General features: G+C 72.3%; 26 protein-coding genes and 1 pseudogene. 13 read left to right on the plus strand and 14 right to left on the minus strand.

All coding sequences use genetic code 11. The annotated features are described in order from the left end of the window. The 4 genes and pseudogenes from J7E93_RS24865 to J7E93_RS24880 form a co-directional block, all read right to left on the minus strand. Nucleotides 1-639: pseudogene (locus J7E93_RS24865) on the minus strand (hypothetical protein); the annotation flags it as partial. Nucleotides 640-652: 13 nt separating this feature from the next. Continuing rightward, nucleotides 653-2290, minus strand: coding sequence for a DUF3492 domain-containing protein (locus J7E93_RS24870; RefSeq protein WP_215072168.1), 1638 nt, complete (start codon nt 2288-2290; stop codon nt 653-655). A 263-nt stretch (nt 2291-2553) separates the two neighbouring features. Next, nucleotides 2554-3786, minus strand: coding sequence for a DUF3152 domain-containing protein (locus J7E93_RS24875; protein WP_215072169.1), 1233 nt, complete (start codon nt 3784-3786; stop codon nt 2554-2556). A gap of 8 nt (nt 3787-3794) precedes the next feature. Further along, nucleotides 3795-4865, minus strand: a complete 1071-nt coding sequence (locus tag J7E93_RS24880; RefSeq protein ID WP_215072170.1) for an alpha/beta fold hydrolase — start codon at nt 4863-4865, stop codon at nt 3795-3797. Between the two features lie 135 nt (nt 4866-5000). Here J7E93_RS24880 and J7E93_RS24885 point away from each other — a divergent pair, with 135 nt between their 5' ends. The 4 genes from J7E93_RS24885 (at nt 5001) to J7E93_RS24900 (ending at nt 6831) form a co-directional block, all read left to right on the plus strand. Further along, on the plus strand, nt 5001-5216 hold the full coding sequence (locus tag J7E93_RS24885) for a hypothetical protein (RefSeq protein ID WP_215072171.1): 216 nt from the start codon (nt 5001-5003) through the stop codon (nt 5214-5216). 146 nt (nt 5217-5362) lie between these two features. Next, entirely contained in the window at nt 5363-6022 is a 660-nt protein-coding gene (locus J7E93_RS24890) for a TetR/AcrR family transcriptional regulator (protein WP_215072172.1), read from the plus strand. 135 nt (nt 6023-6157) lie between these two features. Beyond that, a complete protein-coding gene (locus J7E93_RS24895) occupies nt 6158-6385 on the plus strand; it encodes a DUF3107 domain-containing protein (RefSeq protein WP_215072173.1) in 228 nt (75 codons plus the stop codon). Nucleotides 6386-6561: 176 nt separating this feature from the next. Then, a complete protein-coding gene (locus J7E93_RS24900) occupies nt 6562-6831 on the plus strand; it encodes a hypothetical protein (RefSeq protein WP_215072174.1) in 270 nt (89 codons plus the stop codon). A 38-nt stretch (nt 6832-6869) separates the two neighbouring features. Here the strand turns inward: J7E93_RS24900 and J7E93_RS24905 are convergent, their stop codons facing one another. After that, nucleotides 6870-7604, minus strand: a complete 735-nt coding sequence (locus tag J7E93_RS24905; RefSeq protein WP_215072175.1) for a ferritin-like fold-containing protein — start codon at nt 7602-7604, stop codon at nt 6870-6872. A gap of 487 nt (nt 7605-8091) precedes the next feature. On the opposite strand from J7E93_RS24905, the gene J7E93_RS24910 reads away from it, so the two are divergent. Both J7E93_RS24910 and J7E93_RS24915 read left to right on the plus strand, forming a co-directional pair. Further along, on the plus strand, nt 8092-10197 hold the full coding sequence (locus tag J7E93_RS24910) for a DEAD/DEAH box helicase (RefSeq protein WP_251067044.1): 2106 nt from the start codon (nt 8092-8094) through the stop codon (nt 10195-10197). 96 nt (nt 10198-10293) lie between these two features. Further along, complete coding sequence (locus J7E93_RS24915; RefSeq protein ID WP_215072176.1) at nt 10294-11151, plus strand: alpha/beta fold hydrolase; 858 nt, start codon at nt 10294-10296, stop codon at nt 11149-11151. Between the two features lie 18 nt (nt 11152-11169). Here J7E93_RS24915 and J7E93_RS24920 read toward each other — a convergent pair whose 3' ends face one another. Next, entirely contained in the window at nt 11170-12096 is a 927-nt protein-coding gene (locus J7E93_RS24920; protein ID WP_215072177.1) for an NYN domain-containing protein, read from the minus strand. Between the two features lie 175 nt (nt 12097-12271). Between J7E93_RS24920 and J7E93_RS24925 the strand changes: the two genes are divergently transcribed. Beyond that, on the plus strand, nt 12272-12424 hold the full coding sequence (locus J7E93_RS24925; RefSeq protein ID WP_215072178.1) for a hypothetical protein: 153 nt from the start codon (nt 12272-12274) through the stop codon (nt 12422-12424). A gap of 103 nt (nt 12425-12527) precedes the next feature. Here J7E93_RS24925 and J7E93_RS24930 read toward each other — a convergent pair whose 3' ends face one another. The 3 genes from J7E93_RS24930 to J7E93_RS24940 form a co-directional block, all read right to left on the minus strand. Then, nucleotides 12528-13133, minus strand: a complete 606-nt coding sequence (locus tag J7E93_RS24930) for a MarC family protein (protein WP_215072179.1) — start codon at nt 13131-13133, stop codon at nt 12528-12530. Nucleotides 13134-13694: 561 nt separating this feature from the next. Further along, nucleotides 13695-14555, minus strand: a complete 861-nt coding sequence (locus J7E93_RS24935) for a PHP domain-containing protein (RefSeq protein ID WP_215072180.1) — start codon at nt 14553-14555, stop codon at nt 13695-13697. A 121-nt stretch (nt 14556-14676) separates the two neighbouring features. Next, nucleotides 14677-15315 carry a DUF6758 family protein gene (locus tag J7E93_RS24940; protein ID WP_215072181.1) on the minus strand — a complete coding sequence of 213 codons (639 nt, stop codon included), beginning with the start codon at nt 15313-15315 and terminating at the stop codon, nt 14677-14679. A gap of 158 nt (nt 15316-15473) precedes the next feature. Between J7E93_RS24940 and J7E93_RS24945 the strand changes: the two genes are divergently transcribed. Beyond that, entirely contained in the window at nt 15474-16709 is a 1236-nt protein-coding gene (locus tag J7E93_RS24945; protein WP_215072182.1) for an MFS transporter, read from the plus strand. Between the two features lie 44 nt (nt 16710-16753). Here J7E93_RS24945 and J7E93_RS24950 read toward each other — a convergent pair whose 3' ends face one another. Then, nucleotides 16754-17338: a suppressor of fused domain protein gene (locus J7E93_RS24950; RefSeq protein ID WP_215072183.1), complete on the minus strand. Its 585-nt coding sequence runs from the start codon at nt 17336-17338 to the stop codon at nt 16754-16756. Nucleotides 17339-17751: 413 nt separating this feature from the next. Between J7E93_RS24950 and J7E93_RS24955 the strand changes: the two genes are divergently transcribed. Both J7E93_RS24955 and J7E93_RS24960 read left to right on the plus strand, forming a co-directional pair. Then, the gene (locus J7E93_RS24955) at nt 17752-18879 is read left to right on the plus strand and encodes a magnesium and cobalt transport protein CorA (protein ID WP_215072184.1); all 1128 of its coding nucleotides are present in this window, start codon (nt 17752-17754) and stop codon (nt 18877-18879) included. Nucleotides 18880-18903: 24 nt separating this feature from the next. Continuing rightward, entirely contained in the window at nt 18904-19413 is a 510-nt protein-coding gene (locus tag J7E93_RS24960) for a hypothetical protein (protein ID WP_215072185.1), read from the plus strand. A gap of 9 nt (nt 19414-19422) precedes the next feature. Here J7E93_RS24960 and J7E93_RS24965 read toward each other — a convergent pair whose 3' ends face one another. After that, on the minus strand, nt 19423-20187 hold the full coding sequence (locus J7E93_RS24965; protein WP_215072186.1) for a hypothetical protein: 765 nt from the start codon (nt 20185-20187) through the stop codon (nt 19423-19425). A 224-nt stretch (nt 20188-20411) separates the two neighbouring features. Between J7E93_RS24965 and J7E93_RS24970 the strand changes: the two genes are divergently transcribed. The 3 genes from J7E93_RS24970 to J7E93_RS24980 are packed head-to-tail and all read left to right on the plus strand — an operon-like array spanning nt 20412 to nt 23435. Beyond that, entirely contained in the window at nt 20412-21683 is a 1272-nt protein-coding gene (locus J7E93_RS24970) for a magnesium transporter MgtE N-terminal domain-containing protein (RefSeq protein WP_215072187.1), read from the plus strand. After that, nucleotides 21673-22257 carry a DUF1003 domain-containing protein gene (locus J7E93_RS24975; RefSeq protein ID WP_215072188.1) on the plus strand — a complete coding sequence of 195 codons (585 nt, stop codon included), beginning with the start codon at nt 21673-21675 and terminating at the stop codon, nt 22255-22257. Before J7E93_RS24970 ends, J7E93_RS24975 begins: the two co-directional genes overlap by 11 nt. Before the next feature lie 44 nt (nt 22258-22301). Next, the gene (locus tag J7E93_RS24980) at nt 22302-23435 is read left to right on the plus strand and encodes an Mrp/NBP35 family ATP-binding protein (RefSeq protein ID WP_215072189.1); all 1134 of its coding nucleotides are present in this window, start codon (nt 22302-22304) and stop codon (nt 23433-23435) included. Nucleotides 23436-23484: 49 nt separating this feature from the next. Here J7E93_RS24980 and J7E93_RS24985 read toward each other — a convergent pair whose 3' ends face one another. The 3 genes from J7E93_RS24985 to J7E93_RS24995 form a co-directional block, all read right to left on the minus strand. After that, entirely contained in the window at nt 23485-24114 is a 630-nt protein-coding gene (locus J7E93_RS24985) for a hypothetical protein (protein WP_215072190.1), read from the minus strand. A gap of 93 nt (nt 24115-24207) precedes the next feature. Beyond that, on the minus strand, nt 24208-24702 hold the full coding sequence (locus J7E93_RS24990; protein ID WP_215072191.1) for a sec-independent translocase: 495 nt from the start codon (nt 24700-24702) through the stop codon (nt 24208-24210). 91 nt (nt 24703-24793) lie between these two features. Beyond that, a complete protein-coding gene (locus tag J7E93_RS24995; RefSeq protein ID WP_215072192.1) occupies nt 24794-26428 on the minus strand; it encodes a trypsin-like peptidase domain-containing protein in 1635 nt (544 codons plus the stop codon). Nucleotides 26429-26432 lie beyond the last annotated feature (4 nt).

Below are 26432 nucleotides of genomic sequence, written 5' to 3' on the forward strand. Positions count from 1 at the left end.
GGAGACGGCCGGCACTCGGGCACCCTCGCCGTCCGGCGCAGGCACCGGGGAGCCAGCCGACGGCTGGGCGGCCTCGCCGCCCCGAGCGGACCAGGGGGAGACAGCCGGCACTCGGGCACCCTCGCCGTCCGGCGCAGGCGCCGGGGAGTCGGCCGGCGGCTGGGCGGCCTCGCCGTCCCGAGCGGACCGGGGGGAGACAGCCGGCACTCGGGCGCCCTCGCCGTCCGGCGCAGGCACCGGGGCCGACTCCGGCCCCGACCCCGACCACAGCTCCCCCGCCCCCGACTCCGGGCCCGGCTCCGGCTTCAGCCCCGTCTCCAGGGCCAGCTCCAGAGCCGTCTCCAGGGCGGCGGACACCGTCGCCGACGTCGGCCGTACGTCCTCGGCCGACGGCCAGGAGACGGCGACCGTGCCGGCGTCCGGTTCCGCCTGCGGCCCGGCGGCATCTCCCGGCCGGAGCGTCGTGGCCGGCTTGCCTCCCGGGGCGATCGCGGGCTCGGCGGCGCGCCAGGCGTCGGGCCAGGCGGCGGTTTCCTTCGCGGCCGGCGGCGCCTCGGCCGTCAGCGCCGGGGTCTCCAGCAGCGCCTCGGAGTGGGAGTCCCAAGGGCCGGGGCTCGTGGGGGCGGCGGGGCCGCGCATGGGGGTGCCTCCTTCAGGCATCGGCGTCTCCCGATCCGGCGGCGGCGCCCGCTGCGGCGCTCACCGGCTGGTCCGCCCAGATGCCGGGGACGTACGCCTCAGCCGGGTGGGCGAAGGGCACGCCCTCGGCGGCACGCCGCCGCACCGGCGTGTGGGAGAGGAGTTCCAGGTAGATGCCGCGAAATGCCGCGAGGTTCTGTTCGACGGTGAAGAGTTCGAGCGCGCGGGCGCGCGCGGCGGCGCCCAGCCGGTAGCGGCGCTCGGGGTCGCGCAACAGCGCCAGGCACGCGTCGGCGAGCGCCCGCGGATTGCGCGGGGGGACGACGAGCCCGGTGCCGCCGATGACCTCCACGACCGCGCCCACGTCCGTCGAGACGGTCGCCCGGGCGCAGAACATCGCCTCGACCAGGCTGATCGGGAAGCCCTCGACGACGCTCGACAGGACCACGACCGCACCGGCCGCGTACGCCTCCGCGAGCGTCGGCGCCTCCGGTCCGCCGATCTCCTCGAAGGCGACCGGGTTCTCCCCGACCTCGTGCGCGCCCGAAGCCTCGTCGGGGAACAGCTGGGCCGCGAGCGCCCTGCAGTGGGCGAGATACGCCTCCGCGCCGGACTCGCGCACCGGCGCGGCGATGATCCGCAGCCGGACGTCGGGCTGGGCCTTGCGCACCTCCGCGAAGGCGTGGAGCAGTGCGATGAGGTCCTTGGCCGGTTCGACCCTGCCGACCCAGACGAGGGTGGCCGGGTCGCCGCTCTCCTCGTCCTCGCCGACCTCGGTGAACCGCTCGGACTCCATACCGGGGTAGACCGTGCGCAGCTTGCCCCGGTCGGCACCGCACCTCTCCTGCCAGCGGCGGGCGTGGGTGTTGCCGGGGGTCAGGAGCGCGGCCTGCCGGTAGACCTCGCCGGCGAGCCGGCCGTGGAAGGCGGCCAGCAGGGCGCGTACCGGGTCGGAGTCGGGCGCCTCGGTGGCGGCGAGGTAGTGCGCGCGCAGGTGGACGCCGTACTCGGTGACCAGCAGCGGGGTTCCGAAGAAGCGTTTGGCCAACAGGCCGGACAGCGCCGCCGATCCACCGGACGCGGCGTGGCAGAGGTCGACGGCGCCGAGCCCGTCCTCGTCGTACCAGTCGAGGGAGAGCGGGCGCAGGGCGCGCTCCAGCCGGTCGACGACGGCGAGGTGGTCGGGAACGGTGGCGGCGGCCGCGCCCCGGCGTGCGCCCGGGGCGCGGCAGGCGGACTCCAGGGTGCGGACGGCGACTTCGGAGCGGAGGGCGGCGTAGAGTCCGCCGCGCTCCCGGGCGAGTTCGGCGAGTCCGTGGAGTCCTTCGGCGAAGAGGTCCGCCGCCTCCTCGTCATCGCCTTCCGCGCACATGCCCGTCGACAGGGCGCGGAAGTGGCCGGCGAAGTGCCGCCGTTCGCGCCTTCCGTAGGTATGGCCGTCGTCCTCGGGAGCCCAGAGCGGGGCGGTGCGGACGCGTCGGACGTGCGGGGGCAGCTCGACCCAGCCGCCGTCCTCCTGGCGGGCGCTGCGGCTGAGGGCGTACAGGTCGAACTCGTGCGCCGTGAGCCCGCGCACGAGCCGGTCGCACCAGAGCCTGGACTCACCCGTCGCGTACGGGTAGCCACCCTCCGTAAGCAGTCCGATCCGCATGGGCACACCCCCGGTCTCCGTCGGTGGACGGTCGCCGTGGACCGGCGACTCTCAGCGGGAAGAACGTAAGCGGATATGAGGGTGGCGCGATGGACGGTTGTCCGTCGCGCCACCGGAAGGGGTGAATGCACGTAACTTTCCCGCCCCGGTCGCGTTCCGTCGCGGTACGGGGCTGTCCGCTCACGGAGCGTCAGGCCGAGGCCATCCCCTGGCGGCCGGCCCGGGCGCCCGCGCGCGTGGCGACGGCGGCGCCGAAGCGGCCGTCAACGACCCGGGTGCACCCATGGGTTGGGGCGGCAGGCGATGCCGTCCACGTCGAGCGACTTGGTCTGCTGCTGCATGACGGGCGCGAGGGCGCCGGGCGTACGGCAGCTCACATGGCTGTGTCCGAGCCGGTGCCCGACCTCGTGGTTGATGAGCATCTGGCGATAGGCGTGCATGGCCTTGTCGCCGAAGGTCTCCGAGCCCTGCGCCCAGCGGAAGGCGTTGATCATCACCCGGGAGGTGGCGGCGGAGTCGCAGGAGACGTTGTCGACGGTGGTGTCCAGGCCCGACTTGGCGCACCAGACGCCGGTGGTGCCGGGACTGGCGAGGGTGATCACGAACTCCGGCTCGCCGCTGGAGATCCGCTCGAAGGTCATCTCGCCCTGGCCGGCCCAGCTCCGCTCGTCGTTCAGGGTCTCCTGCACGGCTCGCGCGAAGAGCCGCGCGTCGAGGCCGAGGCCCTTCTCCACGTCGACCCGGTAGCGGATCTTGCGCCCCTTGCCGGGCGCCCTGTCGAAGCCGGGCACGGCCTCGAACTCGCCCGACCCCTTCAGCTCGGGGTCGATGGGGAACTGGCGGGTCATCAACTGCTCGTAGCTGAGCGGCGCGGCGGGCGCGACCTGCACGGGAGGCGCGGCCGGGGCCGGCCGGGCGTCGGAGCGGGAGGCGGTGCCGTCGCCCACGGCCCGGTCGGCGGAGCCTTCGGCCGAGCGGGCGAGGGGGGCGCCGGAGTCCCGGTCGGCGACCTGGCCCGCCACGACGACGGCGAGGACGGTGGTGATGGCGGCGGCCGCGATGCCGGTGAGGGTGCGGCCCTTGCCTGCGGGCCTGGCCGGCGGCCGCTCGGGAAGGTCCTCGGGAGGATCCTCGGGGACGCTCTCCCGTCGCGGGGCGGGGATGAACGAGGCGGCGGCGTGCCCGGCCGAACGGTGTGCGCCCTGCCGGTCGCCGTACCGCTCGGGCCGCGGGACGTCCTCGGCGTGCTCCGGATGCCCGCTCCGTACGGAGGTGTCGGGAGGCGAGGCGTACACCGGCGTGCCGTGCATCGGCGTGTCCCAGACCGGACGTCCGGCACCCCGCCCGTACGCGCTCGCGTCCCTCGGCGGATGGGCGTCCTCGCCCGGCGCCCGCCTGCGGCGCCCCGTCCCGGGCCCGACACCGCCCTCCCGCTGCCCCGTATCGACGGGGGCGGCGGGCGCGGGCGCCGAGCCCTTCCGACTATGTCGTCCCACGCCCCGGATCAGCTCCCGCCACTGTCGCCGCTGTTGTCGCCGTTTTTGCTGCCGCTGTTACTGGTGTCGCTGTTGCTGTTGCTGTTGTCGGTGTTGCCGTCGCCGCCGCTCCCGCCGTCGGCGCCGCTGTCCTCGATCAGTTCCCGGACGGCCTGCGCGACCGTCTCGGGGTACTCCATCATCGCCACATGTCCGGCGTCCGGGAGCGTAAGGAGCCGCGCGCCGTGGAACGCGGCGGCCGCCTTGCGCGCCATCCGGAAGGAAACGAGCTGGTCACGGCCGCCGTAGACGAGCAGCGTCGGCGCGAGCACTCGTTCCGCCTGCCGCCACAACCCATGTTGACCGCCCAGCGTGTAGGCGTCGACGATGCCGCGCGAGGAGCGGGCCATGGCGTCCCAGAAGTACGGGAGCTCCAGGCGCCGCTCCATCTCCTCCACGGCGTGCCGGAAGCCCTCGTCCGTGACCCGGCCGGGATCTCCGTAACAGAGGGCCATGACCCCACGGACACGCTGCTCAGGGGTCCAGTCCTTGGTGATTCGCGCGAAGAGCGACGAGACACCCGGCAGGGCCATCAGCGCGGTCGGCCAGGCGTTGCGCTGGGCGCGCAGCTCGGGCAGGGCCGGGGAGATCAGGGTCAGGGTGCGGACCAGGTCGGGGCGGACGGCGGCGACGCGGGTGGAGATGGCGCCGCCGAGCGAGTTGCCGATCAGATGGACCGGTCCGCGTCCCTCCGCGTCGAGCAGCCGGATGACGGCGCGGGCGTGGCCGGTGACCGAGTAGTTGCCGTCGTCGGGCGGCGGGGAGTCGCCGAAGCCGGGCAGGTCGACGGCCTCGCCGTCGACGAGGTCCCCGAGCAGCGGCATCAACGCCGACCAGTTCTGGGACGAGCCGGCGAGCCCGTGGACGTAGAGCGCGGGCGCCAGGCCCGGCCGGTCGCCCGGGCGGGCGCGCACGGTGAGCGTGAGGCCGGGGAGCGCGACGGAGCGCAACTCCTCGCCGTCGGCGACCCGTACGGCGCGGGTCCGCGACGAGGGCGGTGCGGCGGCGGTCCGGGTTTCCGGCGGCTCGGTCGACGACATGGCCGCAATATTACGAGACGATCACGCGGGGGTGCGTGTGTGGGGCGTCACAGGTTCGGGTGCGCCGCGCGGAGTGTGCTCCTACGCTCGAAGGGAGGGTCATCGGAGAGGAACCGCATGCCGGAGAGGAACCGCATGACTGTCGATCCGAACGAGCCGGACACATTCGCCGAGGAAGAGGCCGTAGTGCTCGACGAGGAAATCCCCGAGGCCGACGCGGCCGAGCAGCACACCGAAGTGCAGCAGCGCGAGGACGAGCCGCACACCCATCTGGAACAGGAGTCGGCGAACGAGGCCGACGCCTCCGAACAGGCACGCGTGGTTGCCCTGGACGAAGACGACTACCGCTGATTTGTTCTGTTTAACGTTGAATCGCCGACCGCCCCGGGCGTCCGGTCCGTGAAATTCTGCGTCCGCACGGCGCACAGCCGGGTTACCCAAAAGTACGATGGCGGCGCGGCGCCACAGCGCGCATGGATCGATTTTTGGGAGGCGGCGTGACAGCCATCGAGCAGACAGAGGCAGCACGCCCTCGGGGCACGCGCCTGCCGCGCCGAGCCCGACGGAACCAGCTGCTGGGTGCGGCCCAGGAGGTGTTCGTCGCCCAGGGGTACCACTCCGCCGCGATGGACGACATCGCCGAGCGTGCGGGTGTCAGCAAGCCGGTGCTCTACCAGCACTTCCCGGGCAAGCTGGAGCTCTACCTCGCCCTTCTGGACCAGCACTGCGAGGCGCTGCTCCAGGCCGTGCGTACCGCGCTGGCCTCGACCACGGACAACAAGCTCCGGGTCGAGGCGACGATGGACGCGTACTTCGCGTACGTGGAGGACGAGGGCGGCGCGTTCCGTCTCGTCTTCGAGTCCGACCTGACGAACGAGCCGGCCGTGCGCGAGCGCGTGGACCGGGTCAGCCTGCAGTGCGCCGAGGCGATCTCCGACGTGATCGCCGAGGACACCGGTCTGTCCAAGGACGAGTCGATGCTGCTCGCCGTGGGCCTGGGCGGTGTCTCGCAGGTCGTGGCGCGCTACTGGCTCTCCAGCGAGTCCGCCATCCCGCGCGACAAGGCGGTGGCACTGCTGACCTCGCTGGCGTGGCGCGGTATCGCGGGCTTCCCGCTGCATCCCACGGACGGACAGCTGAGCGCCGAGGGCCACTGACCCTCAGCGGCCTCCCGCCTTCTGTTCGCTCCTGGCGTTTTGCCGCTGCGCCGTGCGTGTCCCCTCACCGGGCTAATGTGTGCAGCGTACGGCGCGGGGGACCGCGCAACGCTGACCGTTCGGAGGGACATAGCCGTGGAGGTCAAGATCGGCGTGCAGCACGCGCCCCGGGAGATCGTTCTGGAGAGCGGGCAGTCCGCCGAGGAGGTCGAGCGCGCGGTGGCCGACGCGCTGGCCGGCAAGGCGCAGCTGCTCAGCCTCACGGACGAGAAGGGCCGCAGGGTCTTGATCCCGGCGGAGAGGATCGCGTACGTGGAGATCGGCGAGCCGGCGGTCCGCCGGGTCGGTTTCGGCGCGCTCTGAGACGTACGTACGTCCATCCGGGGGAAGGCCCGACGGATCGAATCCGCCGGGCCTTCCGCCTTTCCCGGTGCCGTCGGCCCAGGTGAGGACGGCTGGGGAGGATTGCGTTCCGGGCGGTCCGGGTAGGACGGCCTACGACCGAATTGCCCGCCCCGCACCGCACGCGAGGTGATCCCGTGTTCCTGGAAGCCTTCGGCTCCGCCCTGCTCGGACTGGCCCTGGCCTGGGCGGCCCTGCACCGGCTGCCCGACCGCCTTCCCGCACGTGGGGTGGTCCTCACGGCGGGCTCGCTCGGCGCCGTCTTCGGCGCCCTGGTGACCCACGGGGCCCTGGGCCCCGGCCATGTCCTGGCGACGCTGATCGGCGCTCTCACGATCGCGGCGGTCCTGCTTTCGCTGCTGCTCCGCCCGGCCTCCCGCCGTCTGCGGCGATCACCGGCGGTGTGACCCGCCGCCGACCGGTCCCCCGGGCGCGCCCGGGGCGGCTACGCCGCCAGGCCGAGCGCCGCCATGCGCTTGGTGTGGGCCTCGGTGATCCGGGAGAACATCCGGCCGACCTCGGCGAGGTCGAAGCCGTCCGCCACGCCGCCGACCAGCATGGTCGACAGGGCGTCGCGCTCGGCGACCACCCGCTGGGCCTGGGAGAGAGCCTCGCCCATCAGTCGGCGGGCCCACAGCGCGAGCCGCCCGCCGACCCGCGGGTCGGCCTCGATCGCGGCGCGGACCTTCTCCACGGCGAAGTTGCCGTGGCCCGTGTCGTCGAGCACGGAGAGCACGAGCGCACGCGTGTCGGAGTCGAGACGGGCCGCGACCTCGCGGTAGAAGTCGCTGGCGATCGAGTCGCCGACATAGGCCTTGACCAGGCCCTCCAGCCAGTCCGACGGGGCGGTCTGGCGGTGGAAGTCGTCCAGCGCCTTCGCGAACGGCTCCATGGCGGCCGTCGGCTCGGCGTCCACGGCGGCCAGCCGGTCGCGCAGCTGCTCGAAGTGGTGGAACTCGGCGGAGGCCATCTTCGCCAGCTCCGCCTTGTCCGCGAGCGTCGGCGCGAGCTTGGCGTCCTCGGCGAGCCGCTCGAAGGCCGCCAGCTCGCCGTAGGCCAGCGCGCCGAGCAGGTCGACGACCGCGGCGCGGTACTGGGGCTCGGCGGATGCCGTGGCCCAGTCCTGGGCGGCGATCCCGGTGGGCTCTTCGGCTGCTGTGGCGTTGTCAGGCGTCTCCATGAAGCGCACAATAGCCCGCTCTCCGACCCAAGGAAGGCCCTGGTCAGTCACTGTGACCGCGCCCTCATCACGAATTCTCCCGACACACATGCGCGAATCCGGGGTACAGTGGTAAAGCGCCTGCTGAGTATGCGGACATGCTTTCGCACGTTCGGACGTACCCGGTGGGCCATCTCATGAATGAGGATGCCCGGTCGGTGGCCCGACTGGCTCCGACCCGACAGCCCTCCCCGCGTACCCGCAGGAGGGACCCTCAGCGGCACGACGCTCGAGCGACGGCAGTGGTCCCGCGCCACCCGGCTGTGATCCATTCGTCGATCCGGCCGGAAGTGATTCGGCACGGTACGACCCCCAGCGTTCGCCTCGCGCCGCGTCTCACAGAAGAGGCAGCACCCTGACTACGACTTTCCGAGAGCTCGGGATCCTTCCCGAGACGGCCGAGGCGCTCGAAGCCGTCGGCATCGTGTCCCCCTTTCCCATCCAGGAGATGACCCTTCCGGTCGCGCTCTCCGGTTCCGACGTCATCGGCCAGGCCAAGACCGGCACCGGCAAGACGCTCGGCTTCGGTCTGCCGATCCTGGAGCGCGTCACCGTCCCCGCGGACGTCGAGGCCGGCCGGGCCCAGCCCGAGCAGCTGACCGACGCGCCGCAGGCCCTGGTGGTCGTCCCCACCCGTGAGCTGTGCACGCAGGTCACCAACGACCTGCTGACCGCCGGCAAGGTCCGCAACGTCCGCGTCCTCGCCATCTACGGCGGCCGCGCGTACGAGCCCCAGGTCGAGGCGCTCAAGAAGGGCGTCGACGTGATCGTCGGCACCCCCGGCCGCCTGCTCGACCTGGCCGGCCAGCGCAAGCTCGACCTGTCCCACGTCAAGGCCCTGGTGCTCGACGAGGCGGACGAGATGCTCGACCTGGGCTTCCTGCCCGACGTCGAGAAGATCATCAAGATGCTTCCGGTGAAGCGTCAGACCATGCTCTTCTCGGCGACCATGCCGGGTGCGGTCATCGGCCTGGCCCGTCGCTACATGTCGCAGCCCACGCACATCAACGCCACCTCGCCGGACGACGAGGGCGCGACCGTGCGCAACACCACGCAGCGCGTCTACCGCGCGCACTCCATGGACAAGCCGGAGATGGTCTCCCGCATCCTGCAGGCCAACGGCCGCGGGCTCGCGATGATCTTCTGCCGTACGAAGCGCACGGCGGCCGACATCGCCGACCAGCTCGCCCAGCGCGGCTTCGCCTCGGGCGCGGTCCACGGCGACCTCGGCCAGGGCGCCCGCGAGCAGGCGCTGCGCGCGTTCCGCAACGGCAAGGTCGACGTGCTCGTCTGCACCGACGTCGCCGCCCGTGGAATCGATGTCGACGGCGTCACGCACGTGATCAACTACCAGTCGCCCGAGGACGAGAAGACCTACCTCCACCGCATCGGCCGCACCGGCCGCGCGGGGGCGAAGGGCATCGCCGTCACCCTCGTCGACTGGGACGACATCCCGCGCTGGCAGCTGATCAACAAGACGCTGGACCTCGGTTTCCCGGACCCGCCGGAGACGTACTCCACCTCCCCGCACCTCTTCGAGGAGCTGGACATCCCGGCCGGCACCAAGGGCGTCCTGCCCCGCGCCGAGCGGACCCGTGCGGGTCTGGGCGCCGAGGAGCTCGAGGACCTGGGCGAGCCCGGTGGCCGTGGGCGCAAGAAGGCCGCTCCGGCGGTCGAGGAGCGTCCGGCCCGCACCCCGCGCCAGCGTCGCCGTACGCGGGGCGGGAGCACGCTGGACGAGGGCGTGACCTCGGCGGCCCCGGCTTCTTCCACCCCTGCCTCGGCCCCGGTGGCCGCGGTGGCGGAGGACGCCCCCGCGGAGCCGCGTACGCCGCGTCGCCGTCGCCGTACCCGTACCGGTGGCGCGTCGAGCGCGCCGATCGTGGAGAGGGCCGTCACCCCGGCCGTGGAGACCGCCCCGGCCCCGGCCGCGGCTGTCGCCGTCGCGGCTGCCCCGGTGGCTCCCGTGGCTCCGGTCGCCGAGGAGGCGCCCAAGCCGCGCCGCCGCCGAGCCCGTGTCGCACGGCCCGAGGCCGAGACCGTGACCTTCCAGACGGTGGAGACGGCGGCAGCAGCAGCCGCGGCGACCGTCACCCCGGTCGCACCGGTCGAGACGGTCGAGGAGCCCAAGAAGGCGCCTCCTCGCCGCCGCACGGCCAAGAAGGCTGTCGCCGAGGTCGTCGAGACGGCCCCCGTGACCGCCGAGGCACCGGCCGCCGAGGTGGCCGAGGCCGCTCCCAAGGTTCCCCGCCGTCGTACGGCCAAGAAGGCCGTCGCCGCCGAGGCGCCGGTCGCCACCGAGGCCGTGGCCGCCCCGGCCGTCGAGGTCGTCGAGGAGGCCCCCAAGGCTCCCCGCCGTCGCGCGGCCAAGAAGGCCGTCGCCGCCGAGGCCCCCGACGCGTCGGAGCCGCAGGAGCCGAAGGCGGCCCCGCGCCGCCGTACGACCAAGAAGGCGGTCGCCGCTCCGGCGGAGGCCGTCGAGGCGACCGAGGCCCCCAAGGCCCCGCGCCGCCGTACGACGAAGAAGGCCGCGGTCGCCCAGCCGGAGAGCTGACGCCCCACCGCACCGCCCCACAGCGGCCCGGTCCCTTCCCAGGGGCCGGGCCGCTGTGTCGTTCGACCACCTCTGAACAGCGGTTACAGTCCCTCCATGAGCAAGCCCCGGTCCCTGGCGCTGCCGCCCCGCACCCGTGCCTACCGGCTCGTGACCGCGCGCGGGGGCTTCGCCGTACTGGACACCGCACCCGAGGGCGAGGCGCGCGGCACGGTGCTGCTGCTGCCCGGCTACACCGGCAGCAAGGAGGACTTCCTCGCGCTGCTCGGACCGCTGAGCCACGCCGGGTACCGGGCGGTCGCGGTCGACGGCCGGGGTCAGCACGAGACCTTCGGACCGCGGCACCGGACCGCGTACAGCCGGCGGGCGCTCGCACTCGACGTGATCGCCCAGGCGGACGCGCTCGACGACGGCCCGGTGCATCTGCTGGGGCATTCCTTCGGCGGCCTGGTGGCCCGCTCGGCGGCCTGGCTGGCGCCGGAGGCGTTCCGCTCGCTGACGCTGCTCTCGTCCGGTCCCGGCCGTGTCGCCCGGCCGCAGCGCATCCGGGTCCGGATGCTGCGGGGTGCGCTCGCGCTGCTGCCCAAGGAGCGGGTGTGGCGTGCCACGCGCTGGCTGGACAGTCGCGGCGAGGAGCCGGGAGTGACGGACCCGCCGGAGATCGTGAGCTTTCTGCGGCGTCGCTGGATGCTCACCCGGATCGTCCAACTCTCCGCGGCCGGGCGGCTGTTGCGCCGCGAACGGGACGGTACGGACCAACTCGCCCAGCTGACCGTGCCGCTGCACATCGCGTACGGCGACGGGGAGATGGTCTGGCCGGTGGCGGGGCTCGCGGCGGTGGCCCTGCGGACCGGAGCCCACCACACGGTGGTCGTGGGCGCGGGCCACTCCCCCAACGTCTCGCACCCGCAGGAGCTGGCGGACCGGCTGACCGCCTTCTGGGAGCGCTGCTAGGGCCGGGTGCCCCCGGGGTCAGTACTGGGCCTGGAGGTGCTGCCAGAAGCCGTCGCGCAGCGCCCGGCGCAGCGCCGCGTGTCCGCGCAGGGAGCGGCTGAGGAGTTTCTCGGCCTCGATGAGCAGATCCTGGTCGACCGGTCCCGGCAGGTAGGGGTGTCCGGGGAGCAGCTCGGCCATCGTGTCGCGGCCGCGCTCGCCGAGCCAGGTCGCGGCGATCTGGGCGCCGATGAAGCGGACCTCGTCGCGCGAGGGCGGCGGCTCGCCCTCGTTCTCGTAGGTCGTGACGGGCCGCCGGGTGACGTACGGGCGGCAGAAGTCGAGGTCGAAGGTGCGCTGGCTGTCGACCTCCCAGAGCAGCGGCTCGGCCTGGTTGCGGCCCTCGGCGGCCTCGATGCCCCAGAGGTGGACGCGGGCGCCGTAGCCCTGGGCCGCCTCGACGGCCGAGACGAGGTCCTCGTCGCCGCCGACGAGGGCGGCGTCGCTGATGGCGCGGTGGCGGGCGAGGGACTCCAGATCGGTGCGGATGAGGGAGTCGACGCCCTTCTGCTGGTTGTTGGCGTTGAGGTTGCCGAGGCGGACCTTGACGTCGGGGAGCCCGGCGATCGCCTGCTGTTCGGGGGTGTGGATGCGGCGTCGGGCGCCGTCGTACCAGTACACGCGCAGCAGTCGGCTGTCCGCGAAGATCGTGCGGGCCTTGTCGATGAAGGCCTCGATGATGCCCTCGGCGTCGAGGTCGAAGGAGCGCCGGTCCTCGGTGCCCGCGACCAGCAACCCGGCCGCAGCATAGACGTAACCTGCGTCGACGAAGATGGCGTGGGTAGAAGGAGTCTTGGCCACCTCGGCCAGCATCCGCTGGAGGAGCTCATTGGTGCGCTCCAGGCGGGTGCCGAGCTCACGGACCGGGTCGGCGGGCGTCGTCTGAGGGATCTCTGCGTCGTTCATACGGGGCTCATTCTCCGCCGGTACCGGCCCTGCCGCCAATGTCCCCTACCCGGTAGTAGTTAGGCATCCAAAAAATTTCCTTAGCGTAGGGAATGTTTGCCGGATGCATGCCGTTGAAGCACTACGTCACGCAGTTCTCCACCAGGAGGATCAACTCAGACGAAGGGAGAAGCCCATGCGCTTCGAAATCCTGCGACTCGACGACATCGACGGTTCGCCCGTCGACCGGACCGTCGTGGACGCCGCCTCCGTCAACCGGATCGTGCAGCAGGCCGCTTCGATCGGCCAGCGCATCTGGATCCGCCCGGCCGAGACCTCGGCCTCATAACGCCGTAAGGCACCGACGCAAGCACCGCGCCCCCGCATGGACTCCGTGAACCGGAATCCGTACGGGGGCGCAGTGGTGTGGTCGCGGGGGCCGCGGGTGGGGCTCAGGCGCCCTGGATGACCTGGGTCACGCCGTTGATGATCTGCTGCACGGCGATGGCCGACAGCATCATGCCGGCGAGCCGGGTCACCAGCACGACGCCGCCGTCCTTGATGACGCGAATGATCAGCAGCGAGTAGCGCATGGTCAGCCACAGGACCACGTGCATGGCGACGATCGCGGCCCACACCGAGATCTGCGCTCCGGCGCCGTCGGCGTGCTGGACGGCCAGGATCACCGAGACGATCGCGCCCGGCCCGGCGAGCAGCGGCATGCCGAGGGGGACGAGGGCGACGTTGACATCCTTGGTCTGCTTGGGCTCGTCGGTCTTGCCGGTGAGCAGGTCGAGCGCGATCAGCAGCAGGAGCAGACCACCGGCGATCATCAGCGCGGGGACGGAGACGTGCAGGTAGGCCAGGATCTGCTGCCCGAGGATGCCGAAGACGGTGATGACGCCGAAGGCCACGGCGACGGCCTGCCAGGCCATCCGGCGCTGGACCTTGGCGGCGCGGCCGGAGGTGAGGGCGAGGAAGATCGGGGTGATCCCGGGGGGATCCATGATCACGAAGAGGGTCAGGAAGAGCGAGCCGAAGACGGCGACGTCGAACACGGTGAGCCTTGCGGGAGAGGGTTGAACAGAGGGGTGTGGGTGGTACGGGAGGGGCGTGATCCGGGGTCCGGGCGGGGCGGGGCGGGGCGGGACGCGGTGTGCCCTCGACGGCCGGGGCCGGGAAGGCGGCGCTCCCCACCGGGCGCGTGCGTGCCACGGGGAGCCGCCGGTCCGCGCCCCGATGACGCCTGCCACCGGTCCCCGCCCGACGAGGCGCCGACCGGGGACAAGGCCCACTCGGCAGCGATCCAGCGGCGCGGGCCGCCCCCTGGCTGCCAGAGGCACCGCCCCGGGCAGGGCCCCGGGCGAACCGGCGACAACCGTGGGCGCCCCACAGCCGCCAGAGGCAGGCCCCGGACACACCGCACGGGCGAACCGGTGGCGACCGGTGGATTCACCCGTGCACGGACCCGGGCCGGCGGCCTGCCCGTCGGCCCGAGCCGGCGAACACCGCAGAAGTCGGCCACGGCCGAGCCCCGCGTGCGGCACACGGCGGCGCCACGGGGGCACCCCGGACGCGATCCGCAGGCACGGCCCGGAGTCTGCCTCCGGGATCAGGCCCTAGACGCGTCCCCCGGTGCCGGGGACCGGGAAGGCCCCCGTCGCACGCCGGGTGATCTCGCCGTAGATCTCGGGGTCGGTCGTGAAGTCGCCGAGGGCGCAGGTCTTGCGGCTGCCGTGGTAGTCGCTGGAGCCCGTGGGGAGCAGTCCGAGCTCCTTGGCGAGCCCCCGCAGCCGCGCCCGCGTCGCCTCGTCGTGGTCCATGTGGTCGACCTCGATGCCGTCGAGGCCGGCCGCGGCGAGCCGGGCTATCGCGGCCTCGGGCACGACCTCGCCGCGCTTGACGGCGAGCGGGTGCGCGAAGACGGTGACGCCGCCGGCCGCCTTGACCAGGCGGATCGCGTCGAAGGGGTCCAGTTCGTGCTTCTGCACATGCGCACGGCCGCCGTCGGCGAGCCACTGCGGGGTGAAGGCGCCGGACACGTCCGATACGACTCCGAGTTCGACCAGCGCCTCCGCGACGTGCGGGCGCCCGACCGAGCCGTCCCCGGCGATCCGGGCGACCTGCTCCCAGGTGACCGGGACGCCGAGCTCCTGAAGCCTGGTGACCATTGCCCGGGCGCGCGGCACGCGGTCGTCCCTGACCAGCTCGCGCTCGGCGGCCAGGTCGGGCTCCTCGGGGTCGAAGAGGTAGGCGAGCATGTGCAGACCGACCCCGTCGATCCGGCAGGACAGCTCGGCCCCGGTGACGAGGGTCAGCCCTTCGGGGAGCGCCGCGATCGCCTCGGCGTACCCGCGCGTCGTGTCGTGGTCGGTGAGGGCGACGACGTCGAGGCCCGCCGCGGCGGCGTTGCGTACCAGCTCCGCCGGGGTGTCCGTACCGTCCGAGGCGGTGGAGTGGGTGTGCAGGTCGATGCGCACGACGCGGTACTCCAGGGGCTCGGGGCGGACGAAGGGGACGCTCCAGCATAACGGGCGAATCGAACACCCCCGCCCCGCCAAACACCCCCGCCCCGCCGAGCGGCCCGGGCCCGGAGCCCCGTCAGGACAGCAGACGCGGCGTCAGCGCCCCGCAGGGCAGGAGCTCGACCTCCGCACCCGCGTCCCGCAGGTCGGTGAGGACCAGCTCGTCGTACATCAGCAGCCCGGACTGCTCCGGCCACACGATCGCCCACAGCCACAGCCCGCGCGCTTCTCCGGCGAAGACGGCGCGGTCGTGCGGGGCGCCGTTCACATGCCACAGCGGTGTCGGGCGTCCGGCGGCGAGCACCTTGGTCTGGGCGGGCTTGTCGATGGACAGCCCGGCGCCGGGGTCGGGGCCGTCGATCCCCGCGTACCGCGCGCCGAGTCCGACGCCGAGCTCCTCGGCGATGAGCAGCAGCTCTCCGATCCCGCCGAGCGGCCCGGGGCCCGAGCAGGCGACGGCCGTCGCGCGTCCGCCGCTGCGATCGTCACCGGCGTACGCGACCCCGGTGAAGAGCCAGCCGACCGGCAGGGGCCACGGCATCCACACCGGCACCTGGGCCCGGTGCACCACGACACCGAGGGCCTCGACGCTGGGCGGGATCACGGGTTGCAGCGGGTGCACCGAGCCGTGCGCGTCGCACTGCCAGGAGTCGGCAAAAAGACCGGGCGCCCTGACCCGGCCACCGCACTTCGGGCAACTGGGTTCGCCCCTCATAGAGCCCAACGGTCCTACCGCTGGGCCCCCGCGTCAAGGACGATCACCCGTCCGGACCGACCGTTTCACCCTGCGCGGTAGATGCATCTTGCACTCATTAGCCTGTCTAACTTATTCTGTGTATAGAGCAACCATTTAGACGTGGAGGAGCAGCGGTCATGGAGCGAGAAGACCTCTTCGAAGAACCGAGCGGCGGCACCCTCCTGAGGCAGCCACCGGCGGTCTGGGCCACGGCGGGCGCCTCGGTGGTGGCGTTCATGGGCATCGGCCTCGTCGACCCGATCCTGCCGTCGATCGCCCAGGGCCTGCGGGCCACACCCAGCCAGGTCTCGCTGCTCTTCACCTCGTACTTCCTCATCACCGCCGTCGCGATGCTCGTCACCGGCTTCGTCTCCAGCCGCATCGGCGGCAGGAAGACCCTCCTCGCCGGTCTCGCCCTCGTCGTCGTCTTCGCCGCGCTCGCCGGCACCTCCGGCTCGGTCGGCGAACTGGTCGGCTTCCGGGCCGGCTGGGGACTCGGCAACGCGCTCTTCGTCTCGACCTCCCTCGCCGTGATCGTCGGCGCAGCGGCCGGCGGGAGCGCGGCGGCGATCCTGCTCTACGAGTCGGCGCTCGGCCTCGGCATGGCGTGCGGCCCGCTGCTCGGCGCCGTCCTCGGCGACGCGAGCTGGCGCTACCCGTTCTTCGGCACGGCGGCGCTGATGGCGGTCGGCTTCCTGTGCATCACGGTCTTCCTCAAGGAGCAGCCCAGGCCGGCCCGGAAGACGTCCCTGCTGGACCCGATCAAGGCGCTCGGTCACGGCGGGCTCGCCTCGGCGGCCGCCTCCGCGTTCTTCTACAACTACGCGTTCTTCACCGTGCTCGCCTTCACTCCGTTCGTGCTCGACATGACGCCGTACAAGTCCGGTGCCGTCTTCTTCGCGTGGGGCGTGCTGCTCGCGGTGTTCTCGGTCCTGGTCGCGCCGCGGCTGCAGAAGCGCTTCGGTTCGCTGCGGGTGCTGGGCGGTTCGCTGATCCTGCTCGCGGTGGACGTGGTGGTGCTCGGTTACGGGAACCACCCGACCGCGATCGTCTGCACGGTCCTGTCCGGCGCGTTCATCGGCGTCAACAACACGGTCTTCACGGAGCTGGCGCTCGGCGTCTCCGACGCTCCCCGTCCGGTCGCCAGCGCGGGCTACAACTTCGTGCGCTGGTTCGCGGCCGCCGCCGCGCCGTATCTCGCTCCGAAGATCGAGGAGTGGAGCGACGTCCACATGCCGTTCGTGGTCGCGGGCCTCGCGGCGCTCGTCGGTGCGGCGATCGTCCGGGTACGCCGGGCCGCGCTCACGCACGAGGCCGGGGAACTGGCGCCGCGGCACGCAGCGGAGGACGGCGTCGCGGTCTTCGCGAGGTAGGGCGCACCCGGCCGCGCCGGGCGCGGTCGTCAGTCCAGCGGTCGTCAGTCCAGCGGTACGGACCTGCGCAGCGGATCGCGCAGGTCCGTGCCGTTCGTCAGCCAGCGCTCCTCCAGGGCCTGCGCCCCGTGGACCCGCTTCCAGGCCGCCTCGTTCGACGTCATCGGAAGCAGCGGCAGGAAGCTCACCGGATCCATCGGGTCGTCGAGCTCCAGGTCCTCCACCAGACCGCCCGGCTCGGCGACGAGCACCGAGGTGAACGGGGCTCCCGGCCACAGGGGTTCGCCCACGTCGAGGGAGGCACCGGCGGCCACCACCACGCCCTCGACCTGCGGGGTCGAGGCGAGCACGGCGAGCGGGCGCAACACCTTGTCGGTGTCGGCGACCCCGGCCCGTACCGAGAGCAGCAGTTCCGCGCGCGGCCCCTTCACGGGGTCGGCCAGAGCCGCCGTCGGATCGGTCATGGGGTGGGCGGACATGCCTAGCGTCGCGTACCGGACCACCTCGCCGTCGATGAAGCGGAGCACTTCGATCCGCTCCGTGCCGAGAAACGTCACCGCGGCGCGCGCGTCCGGTTCACCGAGCGCCGTACGCAGCCGGGCCTCGACCAGAGCAAGAACTTGTCCCATGCGGTGAGCATAAAGCGCGTGGGGAAGGGGCAAAGGAAGGGATTGACCCTCAGTCGGCTGATAGTCTTGGCCGCTGGTCGGGACTCCCGACTACTCGTCATCCCCCAAGGGGGACCGGCTGGAGGAGGTGGGGCTGCGTGGATCGAAGTCGATCGGGCAGTACCAACCGCTCTTCCGCCCCGCACCCGAGCCCGGTGCGTTCCTCCCGGTGAACTGAGACCTTCCCCACCCGGTCCCGTCATCCGGCATCTCGCACGACGGAAGAGCACTTCGCCTTTGCCTGTCTGTAGCGAACGCCGTCACCGCGATCTCGCGGTGCCGCCCGCTTTGCGGACGTAGGACATCAGGTCCACGCCCCCATTCCGGGCTGTGCCACGCCTCGCCGGCGGCTTCTCCGTGAAGGAGCATGCCAAATGTCGATGATCCGTGACCTGCGCGCCGCGGTCCGCCCGTCCCTGCGGCCCTCCCTGCGCAAGACCCCCACCGTCTACACCGCGTACGACCCGACCCGCGACCCCTCCGCGTCGAGCGCGGTCGTCGACTGCGCCGTCTACCGCGACGGCCGTCGGGTGGACGACCGCGACTGTCTGACGCCGCGCGGCGCGATGCACCAGGTGCGGGAGAGCGGCGGCTTCGCCTGGATCGGTCTGCACGAGCCGACCGAGGCCGAATTCGCCGGTATCGCCGCGGAGTTCGGGCTCCACCCGCTCGCCGTCGAGGACGCCGTCCACGCCCACCAGCGGCCCAAGCTGGAGCGGTACGACGACACGCTCTTCACCGTCTTCAAGACGATCCACTACGTCGAGCACGCCGCGCTCACCGCCACCAGCGAGGTCGTCGAGACCGGCGAGGTGATGTGCTTCACCGGCCCCGACTTCGTCATCACGGTCCGGCACGGCGGGCAGGGCTCGCTCCGCAACCTCCGCCACCGCCTCCAGGGGGAGCCCGAGCTGCTGGTCAAGGGCCCCTCCGCGGTCCTGCACGCCATCGCCGACCATGTCGTCGACGGCTACATCGCGGTCGCCGACGCGGTCGAACTCGACATCGACCAGATCGAGATCGACGTCTTCTCGCCGCCCGCCAAAGGCTCCACGCGCGGCGCCGACACCGGCCGGATCTACCAGCTCAAGCGCGAGGTACTGGAGTTCAAGCGGGCGGTCACCCCGCTGATGCGCCCCATGCAGCTGCTCAGCGAGCGCCCGATGCGGCTGGTGGACCCGGACATCCAGAAGTACTTCCGTGACGTCGCCGACCACCTCGCGCGCGTGCAGGAGCAGGTCGTCGGCTTCGACGAGCTGCTCAACTCGATCCTCCAGGCCAACCTGGCGCAGGCGACCGTCGCGCAGAACGAGGACATGCGCAAGATCACTTCCTGGGCGGCGATCGTGGCTGTCCCGACGGCGGTCTGCGGTGTGTACGGCATGAACTTCGACCACATGCCGGAGCTGCACTGGAAGTACGGCTATCCGATGGTACTCCTCGGCATCACGGCGATCTGTTTCACCATCCACCGCACTCTGAAGCGCAACGGCTGGCTCTAGAGCTGTCCGGATAGGCTCAGGGGTATGACGGAAACGCTGTTCGGCCCCGCGCTCGTCGAGGAGGCCACGAAGAAGTCCGGTCTCATCTGGGTCCGGGGCGACGCCCCGGCCGCCCGGGCGCTGTGGCACGTCTGGCACGAGGGCGCCGCCCATGTCGTGGGCGACGGCCCGGGCGAACAGCCGCTCCCGGGGCTCGTCGCCGGCTCCACGGCCGAGGTGACGGTCCGCAGCAAGGACAAGGGCGGCCGGATCGTCGCCTGGACGGCCGCGGTCACCGAGCTGGCCCCGGGTACGCAGGAGTGGGACGCCGCGGTCGCAGAGCTGAAGGGCAAGCGCCTGAACGCGACGGACGGCGAGGCGATGCCGGAGCGGTGGGCGCGCGAGTGCCGGGTGCTCAGGCTGGAACCCCGCGACTCGACGACCGACCTGCCCGACGGGTCCCTCGCGGCGGTCCCGCGCGCCTCGGACGCGACCACCCGGCGCGCCGTTCCGGCGGCGCTCCCCCGCCTGCTGTTCAAGCGCCGCAAGCGCTGAGCCGAGCCGTCAGGTCCGCGGGAGCTGCTTGCCGTAGTCGAGGGTCTGGCCCGCGGACGGCTCCCGCAGCGGAAAGTCCTTGTCCCACTCGGAGAGGACCACCACGCCCGCTCCGCCGCCCCGCGCGAACCGGAGCGGGAAGGGCGTCCCCTCGAGCGCGACATCCAGGGTGCCGCCCTCGCCGTCCTCGCCGCCCTTGACCTTGACGGTGCGGATGCCGCCGATCCGGTCGCGGTCGCCCTTGACGGCCTCGCCGTGCAGGCCGAGGAGCCCGTCGAGGAGCAGGTTCATGTCGGTGAAGCCGCGCAGCTGCTTGTACGAGGGGTCGTCCTGGGGCACCTTGACGTACTTGTCGTCGAGCTTGTCGGCCGCCTCGCTGTCGGCGTCGGCGTCGCTCGACGCCTGCGACGGCTTGTCGTCGTGCGCCCAGAAGCCCGCGTCGGCCTTGAGATAGAGCGCGTCACCGATCCGCAGCAGCTCGAAGGTGCTGTTCTTCGTCGTCACCGAGCCGCTCGCGCCGTCCTGCTTGAGCCGCATGTTCAGCTTGTACGTGCCGCCCTTGCTGACCAGCGTCCCGGCGAGACGGACCGCCTTCGCCGAGTCCGCCGCGGACTGCGCCTTCTGCTCGATGGCGGTCGGGGAGAGCTTCCCGACCCCGTTGGTCCCCTCGTCCGGATCCGCGGCGCAGCCGCTCAGCACCGCCGTCAGGCCGGTGCAGAACGCCACGGGCAGGACGGCCCTGCGGATACGCGATGACGGGGGAAGAGCGGTCACCTGCGCTGCCTCTCGTGTCGGAGTGGGGGAACGGGGCAGTCCGCAGCGTACCCGGGCCGGGAGCCGCCTCCGCAGGCAGCCGCACACCCGGCCGCCCGTACGCACAGCGGTGCGGGCAGCCGTACGGGGGCTCTGCCGGGGCGCCGGGCAAGGGCACCGGCTAGCCTGAACCCGGCATACCTCAGCAATGACCCGAATCGTGCGGCACCCAGGAGGCGCGTGGCATGGCGGCAGGCGCCCCCCGGATCTTCGTCTCCCACCTCGCCGGTGTCCCCGTCTTCGATCCCAACGGCGACCAGGTCGGCCGGGTCAGCGACCTCGTCGCCATGCTCCGGGTGGGCCGTCGCCCGCCCCGGCTCCTCGGCATGGTGGTCGAGGTGCTCAGCCGCCGCCGGGTCTTCGTCCCGATGACGCGGATCACCGGTGTCGAGTCCGGTCAGGTCATCACCACCGGCGTGGTGAACATGCGCCGCTTCGAGCAGCGCCCGACCGAGCGGCTCGTCCTCGGCGAGCTGCTCGACCGCCGGGTCCGCCTCGTCGAGTCGGACGAGGAGGTCACCGTCCTCGACGTGGCCATCCAGCAGCTGCCGGCCCGCCGCGACTGGGAGATCGACAAGGTCTTCGTACGGCGTGGCAAGGGCGGGGCGCTGCGCCGCAAGGGGGAGACGCTGACCGTCGAGTGGTCGGCCGTGACCGGATTCTCGCTGGAGGAGCACGGCCAGGGCGCCGAGAACCTGGTCGCCACCTTCGAGCGGCTGCGCCCCGCCGACCTGGCCAACGTGTTGCACCACCTCTCCCCCAAGCGACGGGCCGAGGTCGCCGCCGCCCTCGACGACGACCGGCTCGCCGACGTCCTGGAGGAGCTTCCGGAGGACGACCAGATCGAGATCCTCGGCAAGCTGAAGGAGGAGCGGGCCGCGGACGTCCTGGAGGCGATGGACCCCGACGACGCGGCCGACCTGCTCTCCGAACTGCCGGAGGAGGACAAGGAGCGCCTGCTCACCCTGATGCGCCCGGACGACGCGGCCGACGTGCGCCGGCTGCTGGCGTACGAGGAGCGGACCGCGGGCGGTCTGATGACCACCGAGCCGATCGTGCTGCGGCCGGACGCCACGGTCGCGGACGCGCTGGCCCGCGTACGGCAGCAGGACCTCTCCCCGGCGCTCGCGGCGCAGGTGTACGTGTGCCGGCCGCCGGACGAGACGCCGACGGGCAAGTACCTGGGGATGGTCCACTTCCAGCGGCTGCTCAGGGACCCGCCGTTCACGCTGGTCAGTTCGCTGGTGGACAGCGATCTGCCGCCACTCGCGCCGGGCACCCCGCTGCCCGCCGTCACCAGCTATCTCGCCGCGTACAACATGGTCGCGGCGCCGGTCGTGGACGAGAGCGGGTCGCTGCTGGGGGCCGTCACCGTCGACGACGTACTGGACCACCTGCTGCCGGAGGACTGGCGGGAGACGGAGTTCCACGAGGAGGGGGCTGCGAATGGCGGCTGAGCGCATCCAGGACCGCGAGCGGGAGCGGGAGCGGTCCATGCCCCGGATCCGGCTCGACCTGCCGCGTGAGCGCCGCGCCCGGCTGCTGCCGGAGTACGACCCCGAGGCGTTCGGGCGGCTCTCGGAGCGGATCGCCCGGTTCCTGGGGACGGGGCGCTTTCTCGTCTGGATGACCCTGACGGTCATCGTCTGGGTGCTGTGGAACGTCTTCGCCCCGCCGTCGCTGAAGTTCGACGAGTACCCGTTCATCTTCCTGACGCTCGCCCTGTCGCTGCAGGCCTCCTACGCGGCCCCGCTGATCCTCCTCGCCCAGAACCGGCAGGACGACCGGGACCGGGTCAATCTGGAGCAGGACCGGAAGCAGAACGAGCGGTCGATCGCCGACACCGAGTACCTGACCCGGGAGATCGCGGCGCTGCGGATGGGCCTGGGCGAGGTGGCGACGCGCGACTGGATCCGTTCGGAGCTCCAGGACCTGATGAAGGAGATGGAGGAGCGCCGGGACGGCCACCGCGACCACCGCGATCTATTCCCTTCCGGTGACGATCGCGGAAGTGACGTACCCGACCGCTGACGGGTCTTTCCGGGCCGGGTGGTTCGCGCCGTACCATCGTCGGTATGGCTACGGAAGACGCGGTGCGCGAAGCACTGGCGACGGTGAACGACCCCGAGATCAACAAACCGATCACTGAGCTCGGCATGGTCAAATCGGTGGAGATCGGATCCGACGGCACGGTCGCCGTCACGGTCTACCTCACCGTCTCCGGCTGCCCGATGCGCGACACGATCACCCAGCGCGTCACCGACGCCGTCTCCCGGGTGGAGGGCGTCACCGGCGTCGACGTCACACTCGACGTGATGAGCGACGAACAGCGCAAGGAGCTGGCCGCCGCCCTGCGGGGCACGACCGCCGAGCGCGAGGTCCCCTTCGCCAAGCCGGGCTCGCTGACCCGCGTGTACGCGGTCGCGTCCGGCAAGGGCGGCGTGGGCAAGTCCTCCGTGACCGTGAACCTCGCCGCGGCGATGGCCGCGGACGGCCTGAAGGTCGGTGTGGTCGACGCCGACATCTACGGCCACAGCGTGCCGCGGATGCTGGGCGCGGACGGCCGTCCGACCCAGGTCGAGAACATGATCATGCCGCCGTCGGCGCACGGCGTGAAGGTCATCTCGATCGGTATGTTCACCCCCGGCAACGCCCCGGTCGTCTGGCGCGGTCCGATGCTCCACCGCGCGCTCCAGCAGTTCCTCGCGGACGTGTACTGGGGCGACCTGGACGTCCTGCTGCTCGACCTGCCCCCGGGCACCGGCGACATCGCGATCTCGGTGGCCCAGCTGGTCCCGAACGCGGAGATCCTCGTCGTCACCACCCCGCAGCAGGCGGCGGCCGAGGTCGCCGAGCGGGCCGGCTCGATCGCCGTCCAGACCCACCAGAAGATCGTCGGTGTCGTCGAGAACATGTCGGGCCTGCCGTGCCCGCACTGTGACGAGATGGTCGACGTCTTCGGCTCGGGCGGCGGCCAGAGGGTCGCCGACGGCCTGACGAGGACCACGGGCGCGACGGTTCCGGTCCTCGGCTCGATCCCGATCGACGTCCGCCTCCGGGAGGGCGGCGACGAGGGCAGGCCGGTCGTCCTGACCGACCCCGAGTCCCCGGCGGGCTCGGCCCTCCGCTCCATCGCGGGCAAGCTCGGCGGTCGGGCGAGGGGCCTCTCGGGCATGAGCCTGGGCATCACCCCGCGCAACAAGTTCTGAGTACGGGAAAGGGCGCCGCTCACGACGAGCGGCGCCCTTCCTCATGCCGTCAGGTGTACAGCCCGAGATCCTCGACCACGGCGAAGCCGAGCCCGTACGCGCTCATCCCCCGCCCGTACGCCCCGATGTGGACGCCCGCCTGCGTCGCCCCCGCCAGGACCCAGCCGAACTCCGACTCCCGGTAGTGGAAGGGCATCGGCACCCCGTCCACCGGAAGCGACAGCGTGGACCACTCAGGGCCCTCCAGGTCGTCCGCGAGCTCGAACGCGGTCTCGGTCTGCTGGTCCAGCCAGTCGTCCCGCAGCGCGTGGTCCAGCTGCGCGGGCCACGTGTACGCCAGGAGCCCCGAGCCGGCCAGCCAGGCGGCGGAGGAGACGGTGGTGGCGTCCAGCACGCCCGTGCCGTCACCCGTACGCCGCATCGGGCTCGCCGCGACGGTCACGACGACGGCGAAGCGCTCCTTCTCGGCCGCACTCGCGTCGGACTTTATGGACGGCTCGTCGCCGTGCCCCATCGACCCGTGCTGGACGGTCCCGTCCGCCGCCGTGCCCACCTGCATCAGCCAGCGGGCGCCGGTGAACGCCTCGTCGAGTCCGTACCAGGCGAAGGGTGCGCGCAGATAGCCCTCGGCCGTACGCCGGGCTGCGGGCAGTCCCTCCACCCGACTCGTCGTCTCCATCTCGGCCGCCTCCTCGTTCCGTCGTGCCCGCGTCGGCGGACAACAGATGGAGGATAGCCACCGACCCCCGTCAGGTCGTGTCAGCCCAGGTCGTCAGGTCGCGTCGGAGTCGTACGGCGGCCGCTCGCCGGCGGCCGGCTTGTCCTGCTTCTTGAGCAGGTCGGGCGAGCCTCCCCCGTGGCCTTCGGCACCGGAGGTGCCCCCGACGGCCGCCGGAACGGAGGACACTGCGGGCGCGGAGGACACGGCGGATTCGGCGTCACGGCCGTGCACCGCGTCGGCGACCTCGTTCATCTCCTTCTTGAGGTCGAAGCTGCTGCGCAGCTCCTTCAGCTCCTTGAGGTCCTCGTTCCCCTCCAGCTGCTTGCGGAGGAACGTCTTCGGGTTGAGGTCCTCGAACTCGAAGTCCTTGAACTCCGGCCCCAACTCGGTGCGGATGTCGTGCTTCGCGCTCTCCGAGAAGTCGCGGACCTTGCGGACGAAGCGCGAGACGTCCTGAATGACCTTCGGCAGCTTCTCCGGGCCGAAAATGAGCACGGCGAGGACCACGAGCGTCACGAGCTCGAGTATGCCTAGGTCGTTGAACACCTTGCTGCTCCTTACACCGGGTCCGGGGCCCGCTCCACGGTACCCGCCGAAACAGCCGGGCGGGTACCTTGCGGCGTCTCCCACATGGCACTCAGGTGCCCTGCGAGGAACCCAGCGTCAACGTCTTGGTCTGCTCTTTGCCTCCGCGCAACAGCGTCAGCTCCAGCTTGTCGCCCGGGCGATGGGCGCGGATCTTCACGATCAGCTCCTCGCCGCTGTGGACCCGCTGGCCGTCGACCTTGGTGATCACGTCGCCGGGCCGGATGCCCGCCTGGGCGGCCGGGCCGCCGGGGGTGACCGAGGCGGTGCCGTCCTTGCCCTTCTCACCGACGCGGGCGCCGTCGCCGTTGAACTGCATGTCGAGGCTCACACCGATGACGGGGTGCGTGGCCTTGCCGGTGTTGATGAGCTCCTCGGCGACGCGCTTGCCCTGGTTGATGGGGATGGCGAAACCCAGCCCGATGGAACCGGACTGGCCGCCGCCCTCGCCGCCCGAGCCGTCACCTGCGGCGCGGATGGCGCTGTTGATCCCGATCACCCGGGCCTTGGAATCGACCAACGGCCCGCCCGAATTGCCCGGGTTTATCGGTGCGTCGGTCTGCAGGGCGTCGACATAGCTGACGTCACTGCCGTCGCCCTTCTCGCCGCCGGCCGTGATGGGCCGTTCCTTGGCGCTGATGATGCCGGAGGTGACGGTGTTCTGGAGGTCGAAGGGGGCGCCGATGGCGACGACCGGATCACCGACCCGGACGTTGTCGGAGTTGCCGAGCGGCAGGGGCTTGAGGTTGGAGACCCCGGTGACCCGGACGACGGCCAGGTCGTAGCCGCTGTCCTTGCCGACCAGCTTGGCGCTCGCCGTCTCGCCGCTGCTGAAGGTGACCGAGATGTCGCCGGAGGCGGCCGCCGCGTCCACCACGTGATGGTTGGTCAGGATGTGGCCCTGGGTGTCCAGGACGAAGCCGGTACCGGTGCCGGAGGCACCGCCGCCGCTGACGTGGAGGGTGACCACGCTGGGCAGCGCGCTGGCCGCGATCCCGGCGACGCTGTCGGGTGCGCGGCCGGAGTCCTCGGGACCGGCCTGGGGCAGCTCGATGGTGGTGATGCCGCCGTTGCGCTCGACGTACGCGCCGACGGCGCCGCCGAGGCCGCCCGTGACGAGGGCGAAGGCCAGCGCGCCGGCGAGCACCAGCCCGCGCCGCGACCGGCGGGGCTTGGCGGGCGACTCGGCCGCGAGGGTCAGCGGGGCACCCGGCGCCCCCCAGGGGTCGTACTGCACCCACTGCGCGGGCGCCACGGGCTGCGGGGGCACGGGGGCACCGTGGGCCGACGCGGCCACCGGCCGCTGCACGGGTGGGGCGGGCGCCCACGGGCCGGGCCCACCGTAGGGCGGGGTCCGGTACTCGTCGGGCTCGTGAAGCGGCTGCGCCTGCGACTGCTGCTGCGGTACGGGAGCGGGGGCCGGGACCTGGGCCTCAGGGGCCTCGGCGGCCCCCGCGGCCTCGGGACCCTCCGCCGCCTCGGGGAGCTCGGGAGCCTGCGCCCCCTCGGGGGCGCCGGGCGGGGTGTCGGGTGCCACGGGCGCGGCCAGGGTGAAGTCTCCCTCGTCCACGACCGGCGGCCCCGCTATCGGCCCCGGGCTCCGCCCGGGGGCACCCCCAGCCGGCGGCGTACTCGTAGGCCGGCTCCACCACTTCGGCTTCTGGCCGGTGGGCTTCCCGTCGTTCATGCTC

The sequence above is a fragment of the Streptomyces sp. ISL-36 genome (genome assembly GCF_018614205.1).
Taxonomy (GTDB): Bacteria; Actinomycetota; Actinomycetes; order Streptomycetales; family Streptomycetaceae; genus Streptomyces.